Source organism: Paucibacter sp. KBW04 (assembly GCF_003852425.1).
Taxonomy (GTDB): Bacteria; Pseudomonadota; Gammaproteobacteria; order Burkholderiales; family Burkholderiaceae_C; genus Paucibacter_A.
This window is the reverse complement of record NZ_QAJN01000020.1, coordinates 1-14,463: the sequence shown is the minus strand read 5'-3', so window position 1 is coordinate 14,463 and position 14,463 is coordinate 1. Positions and strand designations below refer to the sequence as shown.

At 64.5% G+C, this 14,463-nt stretch carries 13 protein-coding genes and 1 riboswitch; of the genes, 9 read left to right on the top strand and 4 right to left on the bottom strand.

Features of this window, described 5'->3' with window-relative positions; translation table 11 throughout:
- Positions 1 to 80 precede the first annotated feature (80 nt).
- From DBR47_RS22840 to DBR47_RS22825, 4 genes are all read left to right on the top strand, one after another.
- The gene (locus DBR47_RS22840) at positions 81 to 659 is read left to right on the top strand and encodes an NnrU family protein (protein WP_124454495.1); all 579 of its coding nucleotides are present in this window, start codon (positions 81 to 83) and stop codon (positions 657 to 659) included.
- A 78-nt stretch (positions 660 to 737) separates the two neighbouring features.
- Positions 738 to 908, top strand: a riboswitch (FMN riboswitch).
- A 259-nt stretch (positions 909 to 1,167) separates the two neighbouring features.
- The gene (locus DBR47_RS22835; protein ID WP_124454493.1) at positions 1,168 to 1,656 is read left to right on the top strand and encodes a 6,7-dimethyl-8-ribityllumazine synthase; all 489 of its coding nucleotides are present in this window, start codon (positions 1,168 to 1,170) and stop codon (positions 1,654 to 1,656) included.
- 242 nt (positions 1,657 to 1,898) lie between these two features.
- Positions 1,899 to 2,579, top strand: coding sequence for an alpha/beta hydrolase (locus DBR47_RS22830; protein WP_124454491.1), 681 nt, complete (start codon positions 1,899 to 1,901; stop codon positions 2,577 to 2,579).
- 32 nt (positions 2,580 to 2,611) lie between these two features.
- Positions 2,612 to 3,076 (top strand): LEA type 2 family protein, encoded by a 465-nt coding sequence (locus DBR47_RS22825; RefSeq protein ID WP_124454489.1) that lies wholly within the window; start codon positions 2,612 to 2,614, stop codon positions 3,074 to 3,076.
- A gap of 450 nt (positions 3,077 to 3,526) precedes the next feature.
- Here DBR47_RS22825 and DBR47_RS22820 read toward each other — a convergent pair whose 3' ends face one another.
- Both DBR47_RS22820 and DBR47_RS22815 read right to left on the bottom strand, forming a co-directional pair.
- The gene (locus DBR47_RS22820) at positions 3,527 to 4,528 is read right to left on the bottom strand and encodes a 2-dehydropantoate 2-reductase (RefSeq protein WP_124454488.1); all 1,002 of its coding nucleotides are present in this window, start codon (positions 4,526 to 4,528) and stop codon (positions 3,527 to 3,529) included.
- Between the two features lie 59 nt (positions 4,529 to 4,587).
- Positions 4,588 to 6,663, bottom strand: a complete 2,076-nt coding sequence (locus tag DBR47_RS22815; protein WP_124454487.1) for a sensor histidine kinase — start codon at positions 6,661 to 6,663, stop codon at positions 4,588 to 4,590.
- A gap of 141 nt (positions 6,664 to 6,804) precedes the next feature.
- On the opposite strand from DBR47_RS22815, the gene DBR47_RS22810 reads away from it, so the two are divergent.
- The gene (locus DBR47_RS22810; RefSeq protein ID WP_124454485.1) at positions 6,805 to 8,037 is read left to right on the top strand and encodes a CaiB/BaiF CoA-transferase family protein; all 1,233 of its coding nucleotides are present in this window, start codon (positions 6,805 to 6,807) and stop codon (positions 8,035 to 8,037) included.
- 192 nt (positions 8,038 to 8,229) lie between these two features.
- Here the strand turns inward: DBR47_RS22810 and DBR47_RS22805 are convergent, their stop codons facing one another.
- Positions 8,230 to 9,168: an alpha/beta fold hydrolase gene (locus DBR47_RS22805; protein WP_124454483.1), complete on the bottom strand. Its 939-nt coding sequence runs from the start codon at positions 9,166 to 9,168 to the stop codon at positions 8,230 to 8,232.
- A 223-nt stretch (positions 9,169 to 9,391) separates the two neighbouring features.
- Here DBR47_RS22805 and DBR47_RS22800 point away from each other — a divergent pair, with 223 nt between their 5' ends.
- The 4 genes from DBR47_RS22800 (at position 9,392) to DBR47_RS22785 (ending at position 13,050) form a co-directional block, all read left to right on the top strand.
- A complete protein-coding gene (locus tag DBR47_RS22800) occupies positions 9,392 to 10,492 on the top strand; it encodes a sensor histidine kinase (protein ID WP_124454481.1) in 1,101 nt (366 codons plus the stop codon).
- Entirely contained in the window at positions 10,492 to 11,259 is a 768-nt protein-coding gene (locus DBR47_RS22795) for a LytTR family DNA-binding domain-containing protein (protein ID WP_231512463.1), read from the top strand. The genes DBR47_RS22800 and DBR47_RS22795 overlap by 1 nt, the downstream gene beginning before the upstream one ends.
- Positions 11,260 to 11,288: 29 nt before the next feature.
- Entirely contained in the window at positions 11,289 to 11,759 is a 471-nt protein-coding gene (locus tag DBR47_RS22790) for a RidA family protein (RefSeq protein WP_124454477.1), read from the top strand.
- 67 nt (positions 11,760 to 11,826) lie between these two features.
- Positions 11,827 to 13,050 (top strand): acyltransferase family protein, encoded by a 1,224-nt coding sequence (locus tag DBR47_RS22785; RefSeq protein ID WP_124454475.1) that lies wholly within the window; start codon positions 11,827 to 11,829, stop codon positions 13,048 to 13,050.
- 70 nt (positions 13,051 to 13,120) lie between these two features.
- Here DBR47_RS22785 and DBR47_RS22780 read toward each other — a convergent pair whose 3' ends face one another.
- Positions 13,121 to 13,735 carry a trans-aconitate 2-methyltransferase gene (locus DBR47_RS22780; protein WP_124454473.1) on the bottom strand — a complete coding sequence of 205 codons (615 nt, stop codon included), beginning with the start codon at positions 13,733 to 13,735 and terminating at the stop codon, positions 13,121 to 13,123.
- Positions 13,736 to 14,463 lie beyond the last annotated feature (728 nt).

Sequence of the window (14,463 nt, the reverse complement as noted above, 5' to 3'; positions counted from 1 at the left end):
GATCGGCGCCACGCCAGCGGTGGCGCGAGATGGGTTACAAAGACGCACCGCAGCCGCGCTGCTAGCAACCCCAAGCCACCATGCTTCTTCTGATCACCGGTCTTGTGCTGTTTCTGGGTATCCATTCGACGCGCATCGTGGCCGAAGACTGGCGCGGTCGCCAACGGGCCCGCCTGGGCGAGAAGGGCTGGAAGCTGGCCTACACCGCCGTCTCCCTGCTCGGCTTTGGCCTTGTTGTTTATGGCTACGGCCTGGCCCGGCAGACGCCGCTGGCCTTGTGGGCCACGCCACGCGGCATGAACCATCTGGCGGCCTTGCTGACCCTGCTGAGCTTTGTGCTGCTGGTGGCCGCCTACATTCCGGGCAATGCGATCAAGGCCCGGCTGCGCCATCCGATGATGCTCAGCGTCAAGGTTTGGGCCCTGGCCCATCTTTTGGCCAACAACACCTTGGCCGATGTGCTGCTGTTCGGCAGCTTTCTGGTCTGGGCCGTCTTGGCCTTCCGCGCTGCCCGCCAGCGTGATCGCCTCAGCCCAGCTGCCCCGCTGCAAACCAAGGCCAGCGCCACGGTGCTGACGGTCTTGATTGGCCTTGCCGCCTGGGCGGGATTTGCCTTGTGGGGGCATCAGGCCTTGATCGGCGTGCGGCCTTTTGGCTGATCTAAACCAGGACGCCAGGGCGACAGCCCCTGGCAAGACTTGACCCTAGAATTCCCCCCGCCGGGCCTTTGTGCCCGGCAGCGTTCTCAGGGCGGGGCGAAATTCCCCACCGGCGGTATTTGTGTTTTTATCTGTTCAAAGCACAAGAGCCCGCGAGCGCCCTTGGCCGATGCAAGTCTGCCGGGGGGTCAGCAGATCTGGTGCGAAACCAGAGCCGACGGTCACAGTCCGGATGAAAGAGAAACGCAGTCTCACGGCGATGGCCTCTTCCAATCACATGGAAGGGCGACGCTGAATGAGCCCCGTGATGCCGCACGCCTCGGTTCGGGATGGGATGCAAGGCGCAAACCGCAGCCATAGTCCAACTATGGCGAGGATTTGCAACGCAGCAGACCGCCCGAAGCGAGGATGTGCGGCGCACAAGGGGCTCGTTCAGCGTTGCCCATGGCCGCCGCTGCGTTTGCGTGCGCCCTGATTCTGGCAACCCCTCCTTTTGAGGAAACAAACCATGAATCAGATTGACCATCAGCAACCCAGCAATTCCAGCAACACCCCGGCCCGCGTGGCCATGATCAGCGCCGGCTGGCACAAGGACATCGTCGCTGCTGCGACCCAGTCTTTTGTGGCCGAGTTCGAGCGTTGTCGAAGCCCCATCTCCGGCCTGCGCCAGTTCGAAGTCCCCGGGGCCTTCGAGATCCCCTTGCATGCGCAGAGGCTGGCCCGCAGCGGCCAGTTCGACGCCATCGTGGCCTTTGCCTTCGTCGTCAACGGCGGTATCTACCGGCACGAATTCGTCTCCAGCGCTGTCATCGACGGCCTGATGCGGGTGCAGCTGGACTGCGATGTGCCGGTGCTGTCTGCCGTGCTGACGCCACGGGACTTCCACGGCCACGAGGAGCACACGCAGTTCTTCCGCGAGCATTTTGTCCTCAAGGGCCGCGAGGCCGCGCATGCTTGCTTGCAGACCCTGGCCAGCTTGCGTAGCTTGCCGGTTTGATGCGAGCTTGAGGCGATGACAATACAAGGCCGGGCCACGCAATAGCGTGGCTTCGGCCTTGTTGTCATCCAGCGCCTGAATCGCCCCGAAATCCTGGTCTTGCACTTGGGCAGCCTGGACGGCGACCCGCTCGCGCGTCCCCAGCGCCATGTCTTTTGCGACTCCAAAGCCAGCTGGCATGAGATCGCAGGCACACTGCCTCAATTCAAAATTTATCCCGGCTTTGAGCCCACGGAACTCCCATGACCACACCCACCGCTTTGCTCTCCACCATCGAACTCAACCCCGCCGCCGAGGCAACAGCCTCGCTGATCGTCTTGCACGGTCTGGGCGCCGACGGGGCCGACTTCATCCCCATGTTCGACGCCCTGGATCTGGCGGCCGTCGGCCCGGTGCGCTGCGTGATGCCGCGCGCCACCGAGCGGCCCGTCACCATCAACGGGGGCCACCGCATGCGGGCCTGGTACGACATCAGCCACAGCGATCTGCAGCGCCGCGAGGACGAGGCCGGCCTGCGCGCCTCCATTGCCCAGGTGCACGCCTTGCTGGACCGCGAGGTCGCGCGCGGCATCCCCGCCCATCGCATCGTGCTGTCGGGCTTTTCGCAGGGCTGCGCCATGACCTTGCTGGCTGGCCTGCGCTACCCGCAGCGCCTGGGCGGCTTGGCCGGTTTGTCAGGCTATCTGCCCCTGGCCGAGAGCACGGCCGCCGAGGCCCACAGCGCCAACCGCAACACCCCCATCTTCCTGGCTCATGGCACGCGCGACCCGGTCGTGGCGCTGAACCGTGGGCAAGCCGCGCAGACGCAGCTGCAAGCCCTGGGCTACCAGATTGAGTGGCATGAGTACCCCATGGAGCACTCGCTGTGCATGGAAGAGGTGCAAGACCTCAACACATGGCTGCTGCGCGTGCTGGCAAACTGAGGCCCGTCTTCATCTCGCCGGAGCCTCGCCCCATGAACCCATCCCGCCGATCGTTGCTGGGCCTGAGCGCCCTCGCCTTGCTTCCCATGGCCGGTTGCGCAGCCCTAGGCCAGCGCGACGCCTTGCGCGTTCATGTCGCCGGCGTCGAAGCCCTGCCCGGCGAGGGCCTGGAGCTGCGCATCCTCGTCAAGCTGCGGGTGCAGAACCCGAACGACAGCGCCATCGCCTTCGATGGCGTGGCCTTGGATCTTGAGCTGAACGGCAGGAGTTTTGCTAGCGGGGTCAGCGACCAAAAAGGCGAGGTGCCGCGCTTTGGCGAGACGCTGCTGAATGTGCCGCTGACCGTCTCCGCCTTCGCCGCCGTGCGCCAGGCCATGGGCTTTAGCGACGCAGCCGCGCGCGGCGAGCTGCCTTATGTGCTCACCGGCAAGCTGGCCGGTGGTTTGTTCGGCACGGTGCGCTTCAGCGACAAGGGTTTGTTGAAGCTGCCCAAGTAAGGCGGGGCATCGTGCAAATTCCTGCGCAAAAGACCCCCAAGCCACTCGGCTCGCTGCGTGTCACCTCAATAGTGCCGCAGCTAACGCTGCATGCGCTTGGCGCATGCAGCCTCTCAAGCCGATGCGCAGCGAGGCGTGACGGTATTCAAGTCCCGTTGAGCCTGGGTGAGGAGCGCAGCAATCCAGGGCCGGCGCGAAGCGCCTTCAAGAACTGACTTCGCGCGGCTGTCCGAGCGCAGTGAACGCCAGTGAACGTAGCGAGTTCTGCGCGAGGCCCTGGATTGCGAGCACCGCAACAGACCCCGCAGGGGCCAGGCGTCGGGTCGCCTTTTTTGCCTACTTTTTTGGCGACGCAAAAAAGTAGGTCGCCTGCCGGGGCGAACTCCCGGCTGGGCCGTCGAATAAGCAAGTTATCCGATATCGCTGTGCGCCGTCTCAACAACCGAACAATTACACCAGCCCCCGCGTCTGCGCCATCAACCTCACCAGCCCCAGCAAGGCATCGGTAAACGGCGTTTCCATGCCCAGCTTCTGGCCGATCTCGCGTGCCGCGCCGATCAGCGCGCTGTACTCCAGCGGCCGGCCGGCCTCGGCGTCTTGCAGCATCGAGGTTTTGAAGGCACCCAGGGAGCGGGTGATGGCGTGGCGCTGTTCGGGCGTCTGGTCCACGGCGCAGCCCATGCGCGCGCCGATCTCGGCCGCCTCCAACATGATTCGAGTCATCAGGCCGCGCACCAGATCGTCATCGAGGATGCGATCGCAGGTGGCGCCGGTCAGGGCGGACATGGGGTTGGTCGTCATATTGCCCCAAAGCTTGTACCAAATATCGCGCTGAATGCGCTCGGACACGCTGACCTTGAAGCCCGCTCGGCCCAAGAGCTCGGCCAGTTGCAGCACCGGCTCGGGTCGGCCACCGGCAGGCGCGCCGATGATCAAGCCCATGCCCATCACATGGCGTACCCAGCCGGGCTCCGGCGTCGCGCAGCTGGCGTGAACCACGCAGCCAATCACCTGCTCGGCCGGGATCAAGGCCGACACCGCACCGCCGGGGTCCACGCTGTCCAGATGCGTCCCCTCCAGCTCGCCGCCCAGGCCCTCGAAGAACCACCAGGGCACACCATTCATGGCCACCAGCACGCGAGTCTGCGGGCCCATCATTGCTTTGACGGCCGGCGCCACGGCGGCCAGGGCCGGGCCTTTGACGGCCAGGATAATGAGGTCTTGCTCGCCCAGCTCGGCAGGGTCATTGCTGAGTGCCTGCACAGGCACTTGCACGGTCTCATTGCCGCCAGGCAGTTGCAGGCGCAAACCTTTGTCACGCAGCGCGGCCAGCGTGGCGCCACGCGCCAGCACACTCAAACGCAGCTCGGCGCCCAGGGCCTGGCCCAGATACGCGGCAAACCAGCCGCCAATGGCGCCCGCGCCGACGATGCAAACTTTTTTGTACAACATGGCTGAATCTCTCCTGCGCGGCAGTCTCGCACAGGCGATCAAGCTTGGCAGTGACTGAACTATGAGACCGTGGCCAAGGCCGGGTACTCCAGGGTCGCCTCATTCACCCTCAGCGGCAGGCTCAAGACAAAGCAAGTGCCTTGACCCGGCTGGCTCGTCACAGTCAACTGGCCCTGCAAAAGATCGGTGACCAGATTGCGCGCAATGTGCAGGCCCAGGCCCAGGCCGCTGGCATTGAGCTTGTTGTTGAAGGGCTCAAAGATGCTGGCCAAACGGTCCGGCGGGATTCCTAGCCCTTCATCGCGCACGCTGATCTGCAAGCGATCGCCCTGCTGCTCCTGCGTGATCCACACCCCCGCTTGGCCCGCACCGCCCAGTTCCGGCTGCCCATGCAGCATGGCGTTCGCCAACAAATGCTTGAGCACCTGGGCCAAGACCTGCAGGTAACCAAAGCACTGCGGCCGGTCGCGCAATTCCAGATGCAGGGGCACGACGGTTTGAAGTTTCAGCTCTTCCTGCATGGAATCGCAGCACTCCTGCAAGGCCTCACCCGGGTCGAAACATTTGGCCTCTTCCACATGCTCCAGGGTCGAGACCTGCTTGAACACCCGCATCAACTCGCTCGCCTGCTTGAGCGCAGCTTCGGCCAAGTCGCCGGTCTGGCGGGTCAGATCGATGAACTCATGCAACTCACGCTCATTCACGCCCTTGGCCAAGTCCGCCTCGAACTGCTCACAGGCGGATCCCAAGCCACTGACCACCATGCGCGCATTGCCCAGCGGGGTGTTGAGCCGGTGCGCCAGGCCCGAGACCAGGCGCGACAGCGCCGCCATGCGCTCGTGCGCTGCGATGCTGGCCTGAGCCGTCTGCAGCTCGGCGGTGCGTTGCTGCACCCGCAGTTCCAGCTCTTCATTGATTTTTTGCAACTCGGCCTCGGCCCGCTCGCGTCGACCCACTTCGCTGCGCAACTCCAGCACGGTGTCCTTCAGGCTTTGATTGCTAGCGGCGAGTTCACGCGTCAGCGCGTCGCCATGGCTGCGCAAGACGCGGTTCTCGCCGGTGGCCTGGGCAGATTTAACGAGTTCTTCAAAACTAGTCGCCGTCAACTCTTGACTGTTCGCGGCGAACTCTTTGTGCAGGCGGGTCAACTCGCTCACCCAATCCGCAACATAACGGCCCTGCTCGTAGGCGGCAGAATGTTTGAGCAAGAGCTCCTGGATCTTGATCAAGGGGGCCAGACAGGCCCTGCGAGTCGCTTGGGCTTGCTCCTTGGCCTTGAGGAGCAAAGCAAAGCCTGCCTCTTGCTCGCCGCGCCCAAAGGCCACAAGGCCTCGGCAAAACGCCACCCAGCACAGCTGCGATTCCGAAGGCTTGTTCCGCACCGGGTCATACAAGCGGTCCATCGCCTGCAAATGGACTTCGGCCAAATGCAGATCCCCCAGCAAACCCGCGTTGACGCTGACGTTCACGTGCGCCAGAGCCTGTGAAAGAGGTTTGCCGAGCTCACCGGCCATCGCCACAACCCGCTCATGTTCGTCGATTGCTCGCCTATAGGCCTGCAAATCACCACTTTGCTCGGCCAAGTTGAACTCGGCCGTCCCCATCACGTTGTGCAGATGGATGCGGACTTTTGAAGACAAAGGCGGCTGGCGCTGTAGCCACTTGCTCACAAAAGCTTTGGTTCCGTCCACCAAAAAGTCCACAGCGAGGGCCTGCGCGATGACGGCCTCTCCTAGCATGTCTTCATTGCCAAGTCGCTCAAACAAGTCCACGGCCGCAACGGCCGAGGCCAAGGCTGCGGCACGCATGCCGCATCGACGCTGAATCGTCGCCTGCAGCAAATAGGCCTCCCCTTGCCAGTTCGATTCGTAGGTCGCGAGGGCCGCCGCCAACAGCGCAGTAGATTCGCCCAACACCTCCACCGCAGGCAATTGCCCGGTGATCACCAAAAGATGCAGTTCCAAGATCCGGGTGCGGTGAATCTCCAAGGCAGTGCTGGCTCGCGACTGCTTGAAAGCATCCAACTCCCTCAAAGCTTGGGCGTAGCCACTGCGGTTCGCGCGCAGTCGTAAGCCCAGCAGTGCTTCGTCAAAAGAAGCAGGCAAGGGGCTAGGCGATTCAGAAGTCTTGGTCATGAATCAGGATTCCTGCTTTCTTTGTCCGGCATCGGCGCGGCGAAGACGAAGGCAGACCTTGCGCATTTACATCGGTCATCAACCCCGCTTCGGCTGCTACGACATACTGTATCGAGCATCTCTGCCTCAGCTGACTTAGATATGACTGAAAACTCCTCTTGTTCTTCCCAAGCCCTGCCCCTGGCGGGTCTGCGCGTGATCGAGTTCACGCACATGGTCATGGGCCCCACCTGCGGCATGGTGTTGGCCGATCTGGGCGCCGAGGTGATCAAGATCGAACCCTTGGGCGGCGACAACACCCGCCGCCTGCTGGGCGCGGGCACGGGCTTTTACCCTTTGTTCAATCGCAATAAGAAGAGCTTGGCCCTGAACGTCAAGGACCCGCGCGGCCTGGAGATTGCGCTCAAGCTCTTGGCCGGCGCCGATGTGTTCAGCGAGAACTTCAAGAGCGGCAGCATGGAGGCGCTAGGCCTGGGCTATGAGGCCTTGAGCGCGCTCAACCCGCGCCTGATCTACGTCTCGCACAAAGGCTTTCTGCCCGGCCCTTACGAACACCGCACGGCCCTGGACGAGGTGGTGCAGATGATGGGCGGGCTGGCGTACATGACGGGCCGGCCCGGCGACCCGCTGCGCGCGGGCAGCAGCGTCAACGACATCATGGGCGGCATGTTCGGCGCCATCGGCGTGCTGGCCGCCCTGCAGCAGCGCCACAGCACGGGCCGTGGCCAGCAGGTGCAGTCGGCGCTGTTCGAGAACAATATCTTTCTGGTGGCCCAGCACATGATGCAGTTCGCCATCACCGGCCAGCCCGCTGCGCCCATGCCTAACCGCATCTCGCCCTGGGGCATCTACGATGTGTTCAAGCTGGCCAAGGATGAACAAGTCTTCCTCGCCGTGGTCAGCGACACCCAGTGGCAGCTGTTTTGCCAGGCCTTTGATTTCCAAGACTTGGCGGCGGATGCGCGCATTGCCAACAATCAGCAGCGGGTGTTGGCGCGCGACTGGCTGATCCCCACCCTGCGCGAGCGTCTGGGCCAGCGGCCGCTGGCCGAGGTGACGGCCATCTTCGAGGCCCAGGGCCTGCCCTTTGCCCCCATCACCCGGCCCGAGCAGCTAATGGAAGACCCCCATCTGCTGGCCACCGGCGGCCTCGCCCCCATGACACTGCCCGATGGCCGCAGCACCCGCGTGCCCCTGCTACCGCTCACCCTCGACGGTGCCCGCCTGCCCCTGCGCCTGGACCCGCCGCGCCTGGGCGAGCACAGCCAGGCCTTGTTGCAAGAGCTGGGCTATGGCGAGGCCGAGATTGCCGTGCTGCTGGCCGAGGGCGTTGTTGGGCAGGACGCGGCGCCGCCAAGCCCGGATGCTTCATGAGGGACGCGGGAATTGCGTGGTGCAGGGCGCGGCGGGGTGGCCCGAGACGGCCGCAGCCAATGCCGATTGGCATTGGCGAGGAGTTGAGGGACAGCCAGCAAGCCCTGCGCCGCGCAAACCCGCGTAGGCCCCTGTATCCAAATTGAAATTCGAGTTGAGCGCAGAGAACTCAACAGGCATCAATGTTGTAGGTCAGTTGGGGCCGACCTCGTGAAGCATCCGGGCTAGCCCCATGAACTCGCGGGTGGATTGCTGCACCAGGGCCGGGTCGTCCCACATCAGGAAGTGATAGCCCGCCTGGCTGACCTTGATCTGCACGCCCTCCAAGGCCGCGTACTGGCCCTGATACAGACGGGTGACGATCTCCTGGCTGGAGCCCATGGGTGCGTAAGCGGCCCAGGCGCCGAACACCAAGGTCGGCACCTTGATCTTGGGCAGCAGCGGGCGCAGATCGGTAGTCCACAACTCATACATGGCCTGGGCCACAGTGGCGGGGTCGGAGTCCAGGCCCCACTGCACCAGTTGCTCCACCCGCGCCGGGCTCTTGCTCATGCTGGCCATCATGGGCTTGAGCTGGGCCGCCTGCGGTTTGCCCTTGGACATGGCATCCCGCATGGCCGCCATCTGCGGACGCACGCTCTCGACCGTGGCATTGGGGTTCTGGATGGCAGGCAAGAAGGGCAGGCTGTCGACGATGATCAAACGTTCGATTTGCGCGGCATCGGCCTGCGCCGCCAACATCAGCGCCAGCGCGCCGCCCAGGCTGTGGCCCATCACCGTCACCCGCTTGGGTGCTTGGGCCTTGATCAGCGCCTGCAGCTGATCACGCATGGCTTCCAGAAACTGCGCTTGCTGCTGCTGCCCGGCGGGCGCACCGGCAAAGCCCGGCAGCTGGGCGATCAGACATTGCACTTGCGGCTGCAGGGCCGCGCAGGTTTCGTCCCAGACCTGGGCCGAGCTGCTGAGGCCGGGAATCATCAGGACAGGCATGCCGCTGCCGCGCACGCTCAGGCCTATCTGGCCAGGCTCGGCGGCGGCCTGAGCGGGTGCTTGCAGCGCCAGGGCGGCGGCCAGCGCCAGACTTGCGGGCGCCAGCAGGCGAGCGAGGGAGGTTGAGGGCTTGGAAAACATGCGAAGGCTCCGGTCTGTGTTGAACTGAGGCCAGTCTCCGCCCTCTGGCCCGACTGGGTTCGGCGCGGGCGACGTATCAACAGCCCAGCCGACGAATCGCCAGCAGGCGCGGCGAACAGGGCCGCCGCTGCGCGCCAGAGTCTTGGGGCGAGCCGCGCTTGCGCCGGGGCGAGATGGCTTTCCCCCTCTTCGCCCGGGGCGGCCGCGTGATAGCGTGAGGGCCATGAGCGCAACCCGTCCAGACCTCGCTTCGCCCCAGCGCCACCTGCTCTGGTGGGCTTACGCCGCCCTGGTGCTGGGCGTGGGCCTGCTGCTGAGCCTGGCCGAGTTCCAGCATTACCAGATGCGCGGTGGGCCCCATCCCTGGGAGCCGTTTTTGTGGGAGTTGAGCAGCGTCTTCATCATCGGCCTGGAAGCCATCGCGCTCTATCGCTGGCACGCCTGGCTGCGCGAGCGCGGCTTGAGCGGCTGGGCTCTGCTGCCGCCGCATTTGCTGGGCTGGGCCGTCTTTGTGCTGGTTCATGTCGCCGGCCTGCTCATGATTCGCGCCAGCGTCTACGCCTCGATGGGCCTGCCCTACTCGCACGACCCCCTACCCACCATGTTTGCCTACGAGGGCGCCAAGGACAGCATCAGCTATCTGCTCTTCGTCTTCATCTGCGAAGGCCTGCGCCTGGCCAATGCCGATCAACGCCGTCGCCATGAAATGGAGCGCTTGCGCAGCGAGCTGGCCGAAGCGAAGCTGCAGCGCCTGAGCGATCAGATCCAGCCGCACTTTCTCTTCAACACCCTGAACCTGATCTCCTCGGTGATGTATGAGGATGTGGCGCGCGCCGACCATCTGCTCTGCGAGTTAGCCACTCTTTTGCGCCAGGCCTTGAACGCCCAGCACAGCGAACGTCACACCCTGGCGCAGGAGTTGCGCCTGGTCCAGCCCTATCTGGCCCTGATGCAGGCGCGCTTTGGCGAGCGCTTGCAGATCCAGCTGGAGGCCAGCGAGGCGGCGCAGGCCGCGCTGCTGCCCAGCCTGCTCTTGATCGCGCCGATCGAGAACGCCATCACCCACGATGTGGCCCAACACAGCGGCCCGGTGCGACTGAAGCTGCAGGCTGAGCTGGCAGAAGGGCTGCTGCAGATCACGGTAGACAACAGCGGCGTCGCCCCCAGCCGGGATGCGCGTGCCGGTTCGATTGGCCTGGCCAATACCCGCGAACGCCTGCGCGCCTGCTACGGCCATCGTGCCCAGGTGAGCCTGGAGGCGCTGGGCGGCGGCAGCCGGCTGAGGCTGACCCTGCCCGCTGAGTTAAGCCCCCCAAGCCCATGATGAAAGTCTTGATCGTCGACGACGAACCGCCCGCCCGCGCCAAGCTGCAGCGCCTGCTGCTGGCGCATGCACCCGAGGTGCAGGTGGTGGGCGAGGCCGGTGACGCGACAGAGGCCTTGCGTTTGGCGCAAGCCCTGCAGCCCGATCTCGTCTTGCTGGACATCCAAATGCCCGGCATGAGCGGCCTGGAGCTGGCCCTGGCCCTGCCCACCGGCACTCACTGCGCCTTCTGCACCGCCTTCGAGGAACACGCTTTGCGCGCCTTCGAGTTGAACGCCCTGGACTATCTGCTCAAGCCCTTCAGCGCCGAGCGCCTGGCCCAGACCTTGGAGCGGCTGCGCCAGCGCATGCACGTGAAGGAGATGAAGGCCGAGTCCGAGCGCCCCCGCATCGCCCTGCTCAGCGCCCTGCAGCAGTTGCAGCCGGTGCTCGGCCATTGGTTGGTGCCGCAGCGCGGTGGCGGCTTGATGAAGCTGGCCCTGGCCGAGGTGGAATGGGTGGCCGCGGCCGATAACTACATCGAACTGCACGCCCCGCCGGCTCAGCATCTGGACCGCCACACCCTGGCCGATTTCTTGGCGCACGCCAGCGTGCGCCAGGCCGGCTTTGTGCGGGTGCACCGCAGCCACGCGGTCAACCCGGCGCATATCCGCGCCATCGCCAGCCTGGCGCGCGGCGAGGCCGAACTAACGCTGAGCTCCGGCGCCAAACTGCGGGTCTCGCGCGGCTACCGGGATCAGCTCGTTCTTCAAGCCGAAGCAAAATAGGCCAAGCTCCACCAAGGCATGGCCCAAGCATGACACCAGAACAAAGACTGCAGGCCCTGGGCCTGGACCCCCCCAGCGGCGGCGCGCCGGCCGGCAATTACGCTGCCGCCGTGCAAGCGGGCCCGCTGTTGTTTCTCTCCGGCAAGGCGCCGCTGGCCGTGGACGGCCAATTGCCCAAAGGCCGTTTGGGCCAGGACTACGGCAGCGAAGCGGGCTATGCCCTGGCGCGCTCCGCCTGCCTGGCCTTGATTGCGGCGATGCAAGAGGCCTTGGGCTCGCTGGACCGGGTGCAGCAGATCGTCGAACTGCAGGGCTCACTCAACACCACGCCCGAGTTTGAGGACCATGCCCAGGTGCTGGACGGCGCCTCCGATCTGCTGGTGGCGGTGTTTGGCGAGGCCGGCGTGCATGCGCGCTCAGTCATCGGCGTGGCCTCGCTGCGCAAGGGCGTGCCGCTGACGCTCAAAGCCACGGTCTTGCTCAGGCCTGCCGTCGACTGACCCCGTAGAAAAACCAACTCGCCCCAGATCGCTTGGCGAGGCGCATTCGGCGCGCGATGCTGGCGCCATGGAACCTAACACCCACACCCCACGCCTCTTCTTCCTCGACTGGCTGCGCATCCTGGCCTTTGGCCTGCTGGTGTTCTATCACGTCGGCATGTACTACGTGAGCTGGGGCTGGCATGTCAAAAGCCCAGCGGCCAGCGATGCCATCGAGCCCTTGATGATGCTCAGCTCGCCCTGGCGCATGGGCCTCTTGTTCCTGATCTCGGGGGCGGCCCTGGCGCACGCGCTGGCGGGCAAGGCCCAGCCCAGCGGATTCGCGTTCTTTCGGCGCCGCAGCCTGCGCCTGCTGTGGCCGCTGCTGTTCGGCATGCTGGTGATCGTGCCGCCGCAGTCTTACTTCGAGGTGATCGAGAAGCTGCATTACACGGGCAGTTACGCAGACTTCATGCGCGACTACCTCAGCGCGCGGCCCGACTTCTGCCCCATCGAGGAAGGGCGGCGCCGCTGCTTGACCGTGCCGACCTGGAACCACCTCTGGTTCCTGCCTTACCTCTGGGCGTACACGGGTCTGGCCCTGCTGCTGACACGCTGGGCGCCGCGCAGCCTGGCCTGGGGCAGCCAAGCGATCGCCAAGCGCAGCGGCTCGCCGCTCTTCCTGATGCTGCTGGGCGCCCTGCCCCTGGCCCTAGCGCGCGTCACGCTGATAGGTTTTGAAGTGACGCATAACCTCGTCTGGGACTGGTATGCCCATGCCCAGTATCTGAGCCTGTTTCTGCTGGGCATCATGCTGGCCCACGCCGGCGAGGGCCAGTGGCTGAACATGGCCCGCCTGCGCTGGCCCGCCCTGCTCGCCGCCCTGGGCACTTGGGGCCTGCTGATGCTTTATTTCAAGACCTTTGCCGACAGCCCACCGCCCGAGGCTTTGCGCTTCTTGATGCGTTTGCTGTGGGGCGGCATGCAGTGGTGGGCCTTGCTGGCGGCCTGCGGCTTTGCGCGCCAATGGCTGAACTTCGACAGCCCCCTGCGCCAGCGCCTCAGCGCGGCCGTGTTCTGCGTCTACATCCTGCACCAGAGCCTCATCGTCGTGCTCAGCCAGGCGCTCAAGCCTTGGGGGCTGCCACCCTTGGCCGAGGGCTTGCTGTTGGTGCTTCTAACCTTTGCTCTGTGCGGCCTGGGCTATGCCCTGGCCCGCCGCCTGCCCGCGCCGCTGGCCTTGGCGCTGGGGGTGGAGAAAAAGCCTTCGAGCAGCTCTCGGCAGGCGGTGCCCGTCGGCGTAAAGATTTGAGTGGGGGAAGGCTACGCGCTGATTTTTCAAACCGGTCAGGTCGCGGCTGCGCGCGACCTAGCCCTACTCCTTAGCATGCCCGGTGGAGCACCAAGCCGCCCTTGAGAAGAACTTGATCTACCTTGGCGAAGCCGGCGCTTGCAAAGGCAGCGGCCTGTTCGGCAACAGTCATGTACAACTGGTCGTTGCTCATGCCACCCTCGCCAGCGAAATGGTCGCAGACGAGGTAAGCGCCTCCCGGCAGGAGCAAGGACCTGACTTGTTGATGGAGTTCAGCGGCATAGCGTTTGTGGCGCAACTCGTGAACTGCTTGATTGGTGACAATGCAGCCGAATTGCCCAAGCCCATTTGACCAAGCAGGCTCGCGGAAGCTGCGCTCGACAAACTGAACGCTCGAGCCCAAGAGGCCGAGGCGCTTGGCCGCCAGTTCGTGCATTGCCAAAGAAAAGTCCAGTGCCACGTACTCGACTTCGGGAAGAGCGCCCAGCAGGTGCTCGGCTAGAAACCCGGGGCCGGAGCCAAGCTCCAGAATGCGGCGAACTCGGATGCCACTGGAGAGTATTTCCGAAGCGAACGCCTCGAAGAACTCGGTTCGCCACGGGCGTTTGGACATGGCCGTTTTTTCCCACTCGCGGGCATCGCGCATGAGACGAAGGTCGATGGGGCTGGGCACGTCGCTGAGCATATTCAGCAACCTAATGTCGGCGCTCAGCGGACTGCGAAGCAGTCCGCTGCAGCAACGGGTTAGACCACGGGCCAGAAACCTGCTGGCGTACGGCGCCGAGCACTTGCACTAGTTGTGCGCGCTTCCGGGGTGACTTGAGCTCTGCAGGCAAGCGACTCAACCAATGGCCATTCGGTCCGACAGGGAGCCCATGTCGCGAAGACAGCTGCCGCGAAGTGGGAAGCGGCTTGCGCGACAGCACGTCGATGAAATGATCTAGCTGCGCCAGTGCGCTGAACTGAAGCTCATGTGCCTCGAACTCCACGCGGAGGACTGGATAGCCGAGATGAGGAATAGCAACTGGCGCTGGTGGATCGCAAGCTTCGCTCGTTCCCGGAACGGGCACATGCACCCAGAACGCAACGGGCGCAACTCGCCAGTCCCTCTCATACGTGAAATGGAACGACGGCTTCATTTCGAGTGGTCTAACGAGCGCAAGATTAGGGCGATAAGGAGCGCGCCAAAAATGGGAACAAGCCAAATGGCAGCCGACGGCAAGATCACTTGGCTGCGGGTATACAGGCCACTCCTTAGAACCGCGGCGCAAGCAGCGCAGTTGGCGACCGTAACGAGCGCCGCGATCAAGTAGATGGACTGTTCGAACGTCGGCATTTACTGCGCTTTAACGTTGAAGCTGAGCCGCGAGCGGCGGCCTGCCGACGCGAGTCGGCTCGAGCGAATACGAAGGG

What these genes read in the sequence shown, in the direction of transcription:
- DBR47_RS22840 (WP_124454495.1), top strand. Translation starts at nt 81, where the DNA reads ATGCTTCTTCTGATCACCGGTCTTGTGCTGTTTCTGGGTATCCATTCG.
- DBR47_RS22835 (WP_124454493.1), top strand. Translation starts at nt 1,168, where the DNA reads ATGAATCAGATTGACCATCAGCAACCCAGCAATTCCAGCAACACCCCG.
- DBR47_RS22830 (WP_124454491.1), top strand. Translation starts at nt 1,899, where the DNA reads ATGACCACACCCACCGCTTTGCTCTCCACCATCGAACTCAACCCCGCC.
- DBR47_RS22825 (WP_124454489.1), top strand. Translation starts at nt 2,612, where the DNA reads ATGAACCCATCCCGCCGATCGTTGCTGGGCCTGAGCGCCCTCGCCTTG.
- DBR47_RS22820 (WP_124454488.1), bottom strand. Translation starts at nt 4,528, where the DNA reads ATGTTGTACAAAAAAGTTTGCATCGTCGGCGCGGGCGCCATTGGCGGC.
- DBR47_RS22815 (WP_124454487.1), bottom strand. Translation starts at nt 6,663, where the DNA reads ATGACCAAGACTTCTGAATCGCCTAGCCCCTTGCCTGCTTCTTTTGAC.
- DBR47_RS22810 (WP_124454485.1), top strand. Translation starts at nt 6,805, where the DNA reads ATGACTGAAAACTCCTCTTGTTCTTCCCAAGCCCTGCCCCTGGCGGGT.
- DBR47_RS22805 (WP_124454483.1), bottom strand. Translation starts at nt 9,168, where the DNA reads ATGTTTTCCAAGCCCTCAACCTCCCTCGCTCGCCTGCTGGCGCCCGCA.
- DBR47_RS22800 (WP_124454481.1), top strand. Translation starts at nt 9,392, where the DNA reads ATGAGCGCAACCCGTCCAGACCTCGCTTCGCCCCAGCGCCACCTGCTC.
- DBR47_RS22795 (WP_231512463.1), top strand. Translation starts at nt 10,492, where the DNA reads ATGAAAGTCTTGATCGTCGACGACGAACCGCCCGCCCGCGCCAAGCTG.
- DBR47_RS22790 (WP_124454477.1), top strand. Translation starts at nt 11,289, where the DNA reads ATGACACCAGAACAAAGACTGCAGGCCCTGGGCCTGGACCCCCCCAGC.
- DBR47_RS22785 (WP_124454475.1), top strand. Translation starts at nt 11,827, where the DNA reads ATGGAACCTAACACCCACACCCCACGCCTCTTCTTCCTCGACTGGCTG.
- DBR47_RS22780 (WP_124454473.1), bottom strand. Translation starts at nt 13,735, where the DNA reads ATGCTCAGCGACGTGCCCAGCCCCATCGACCTTCGTCTCATGCGCGAT.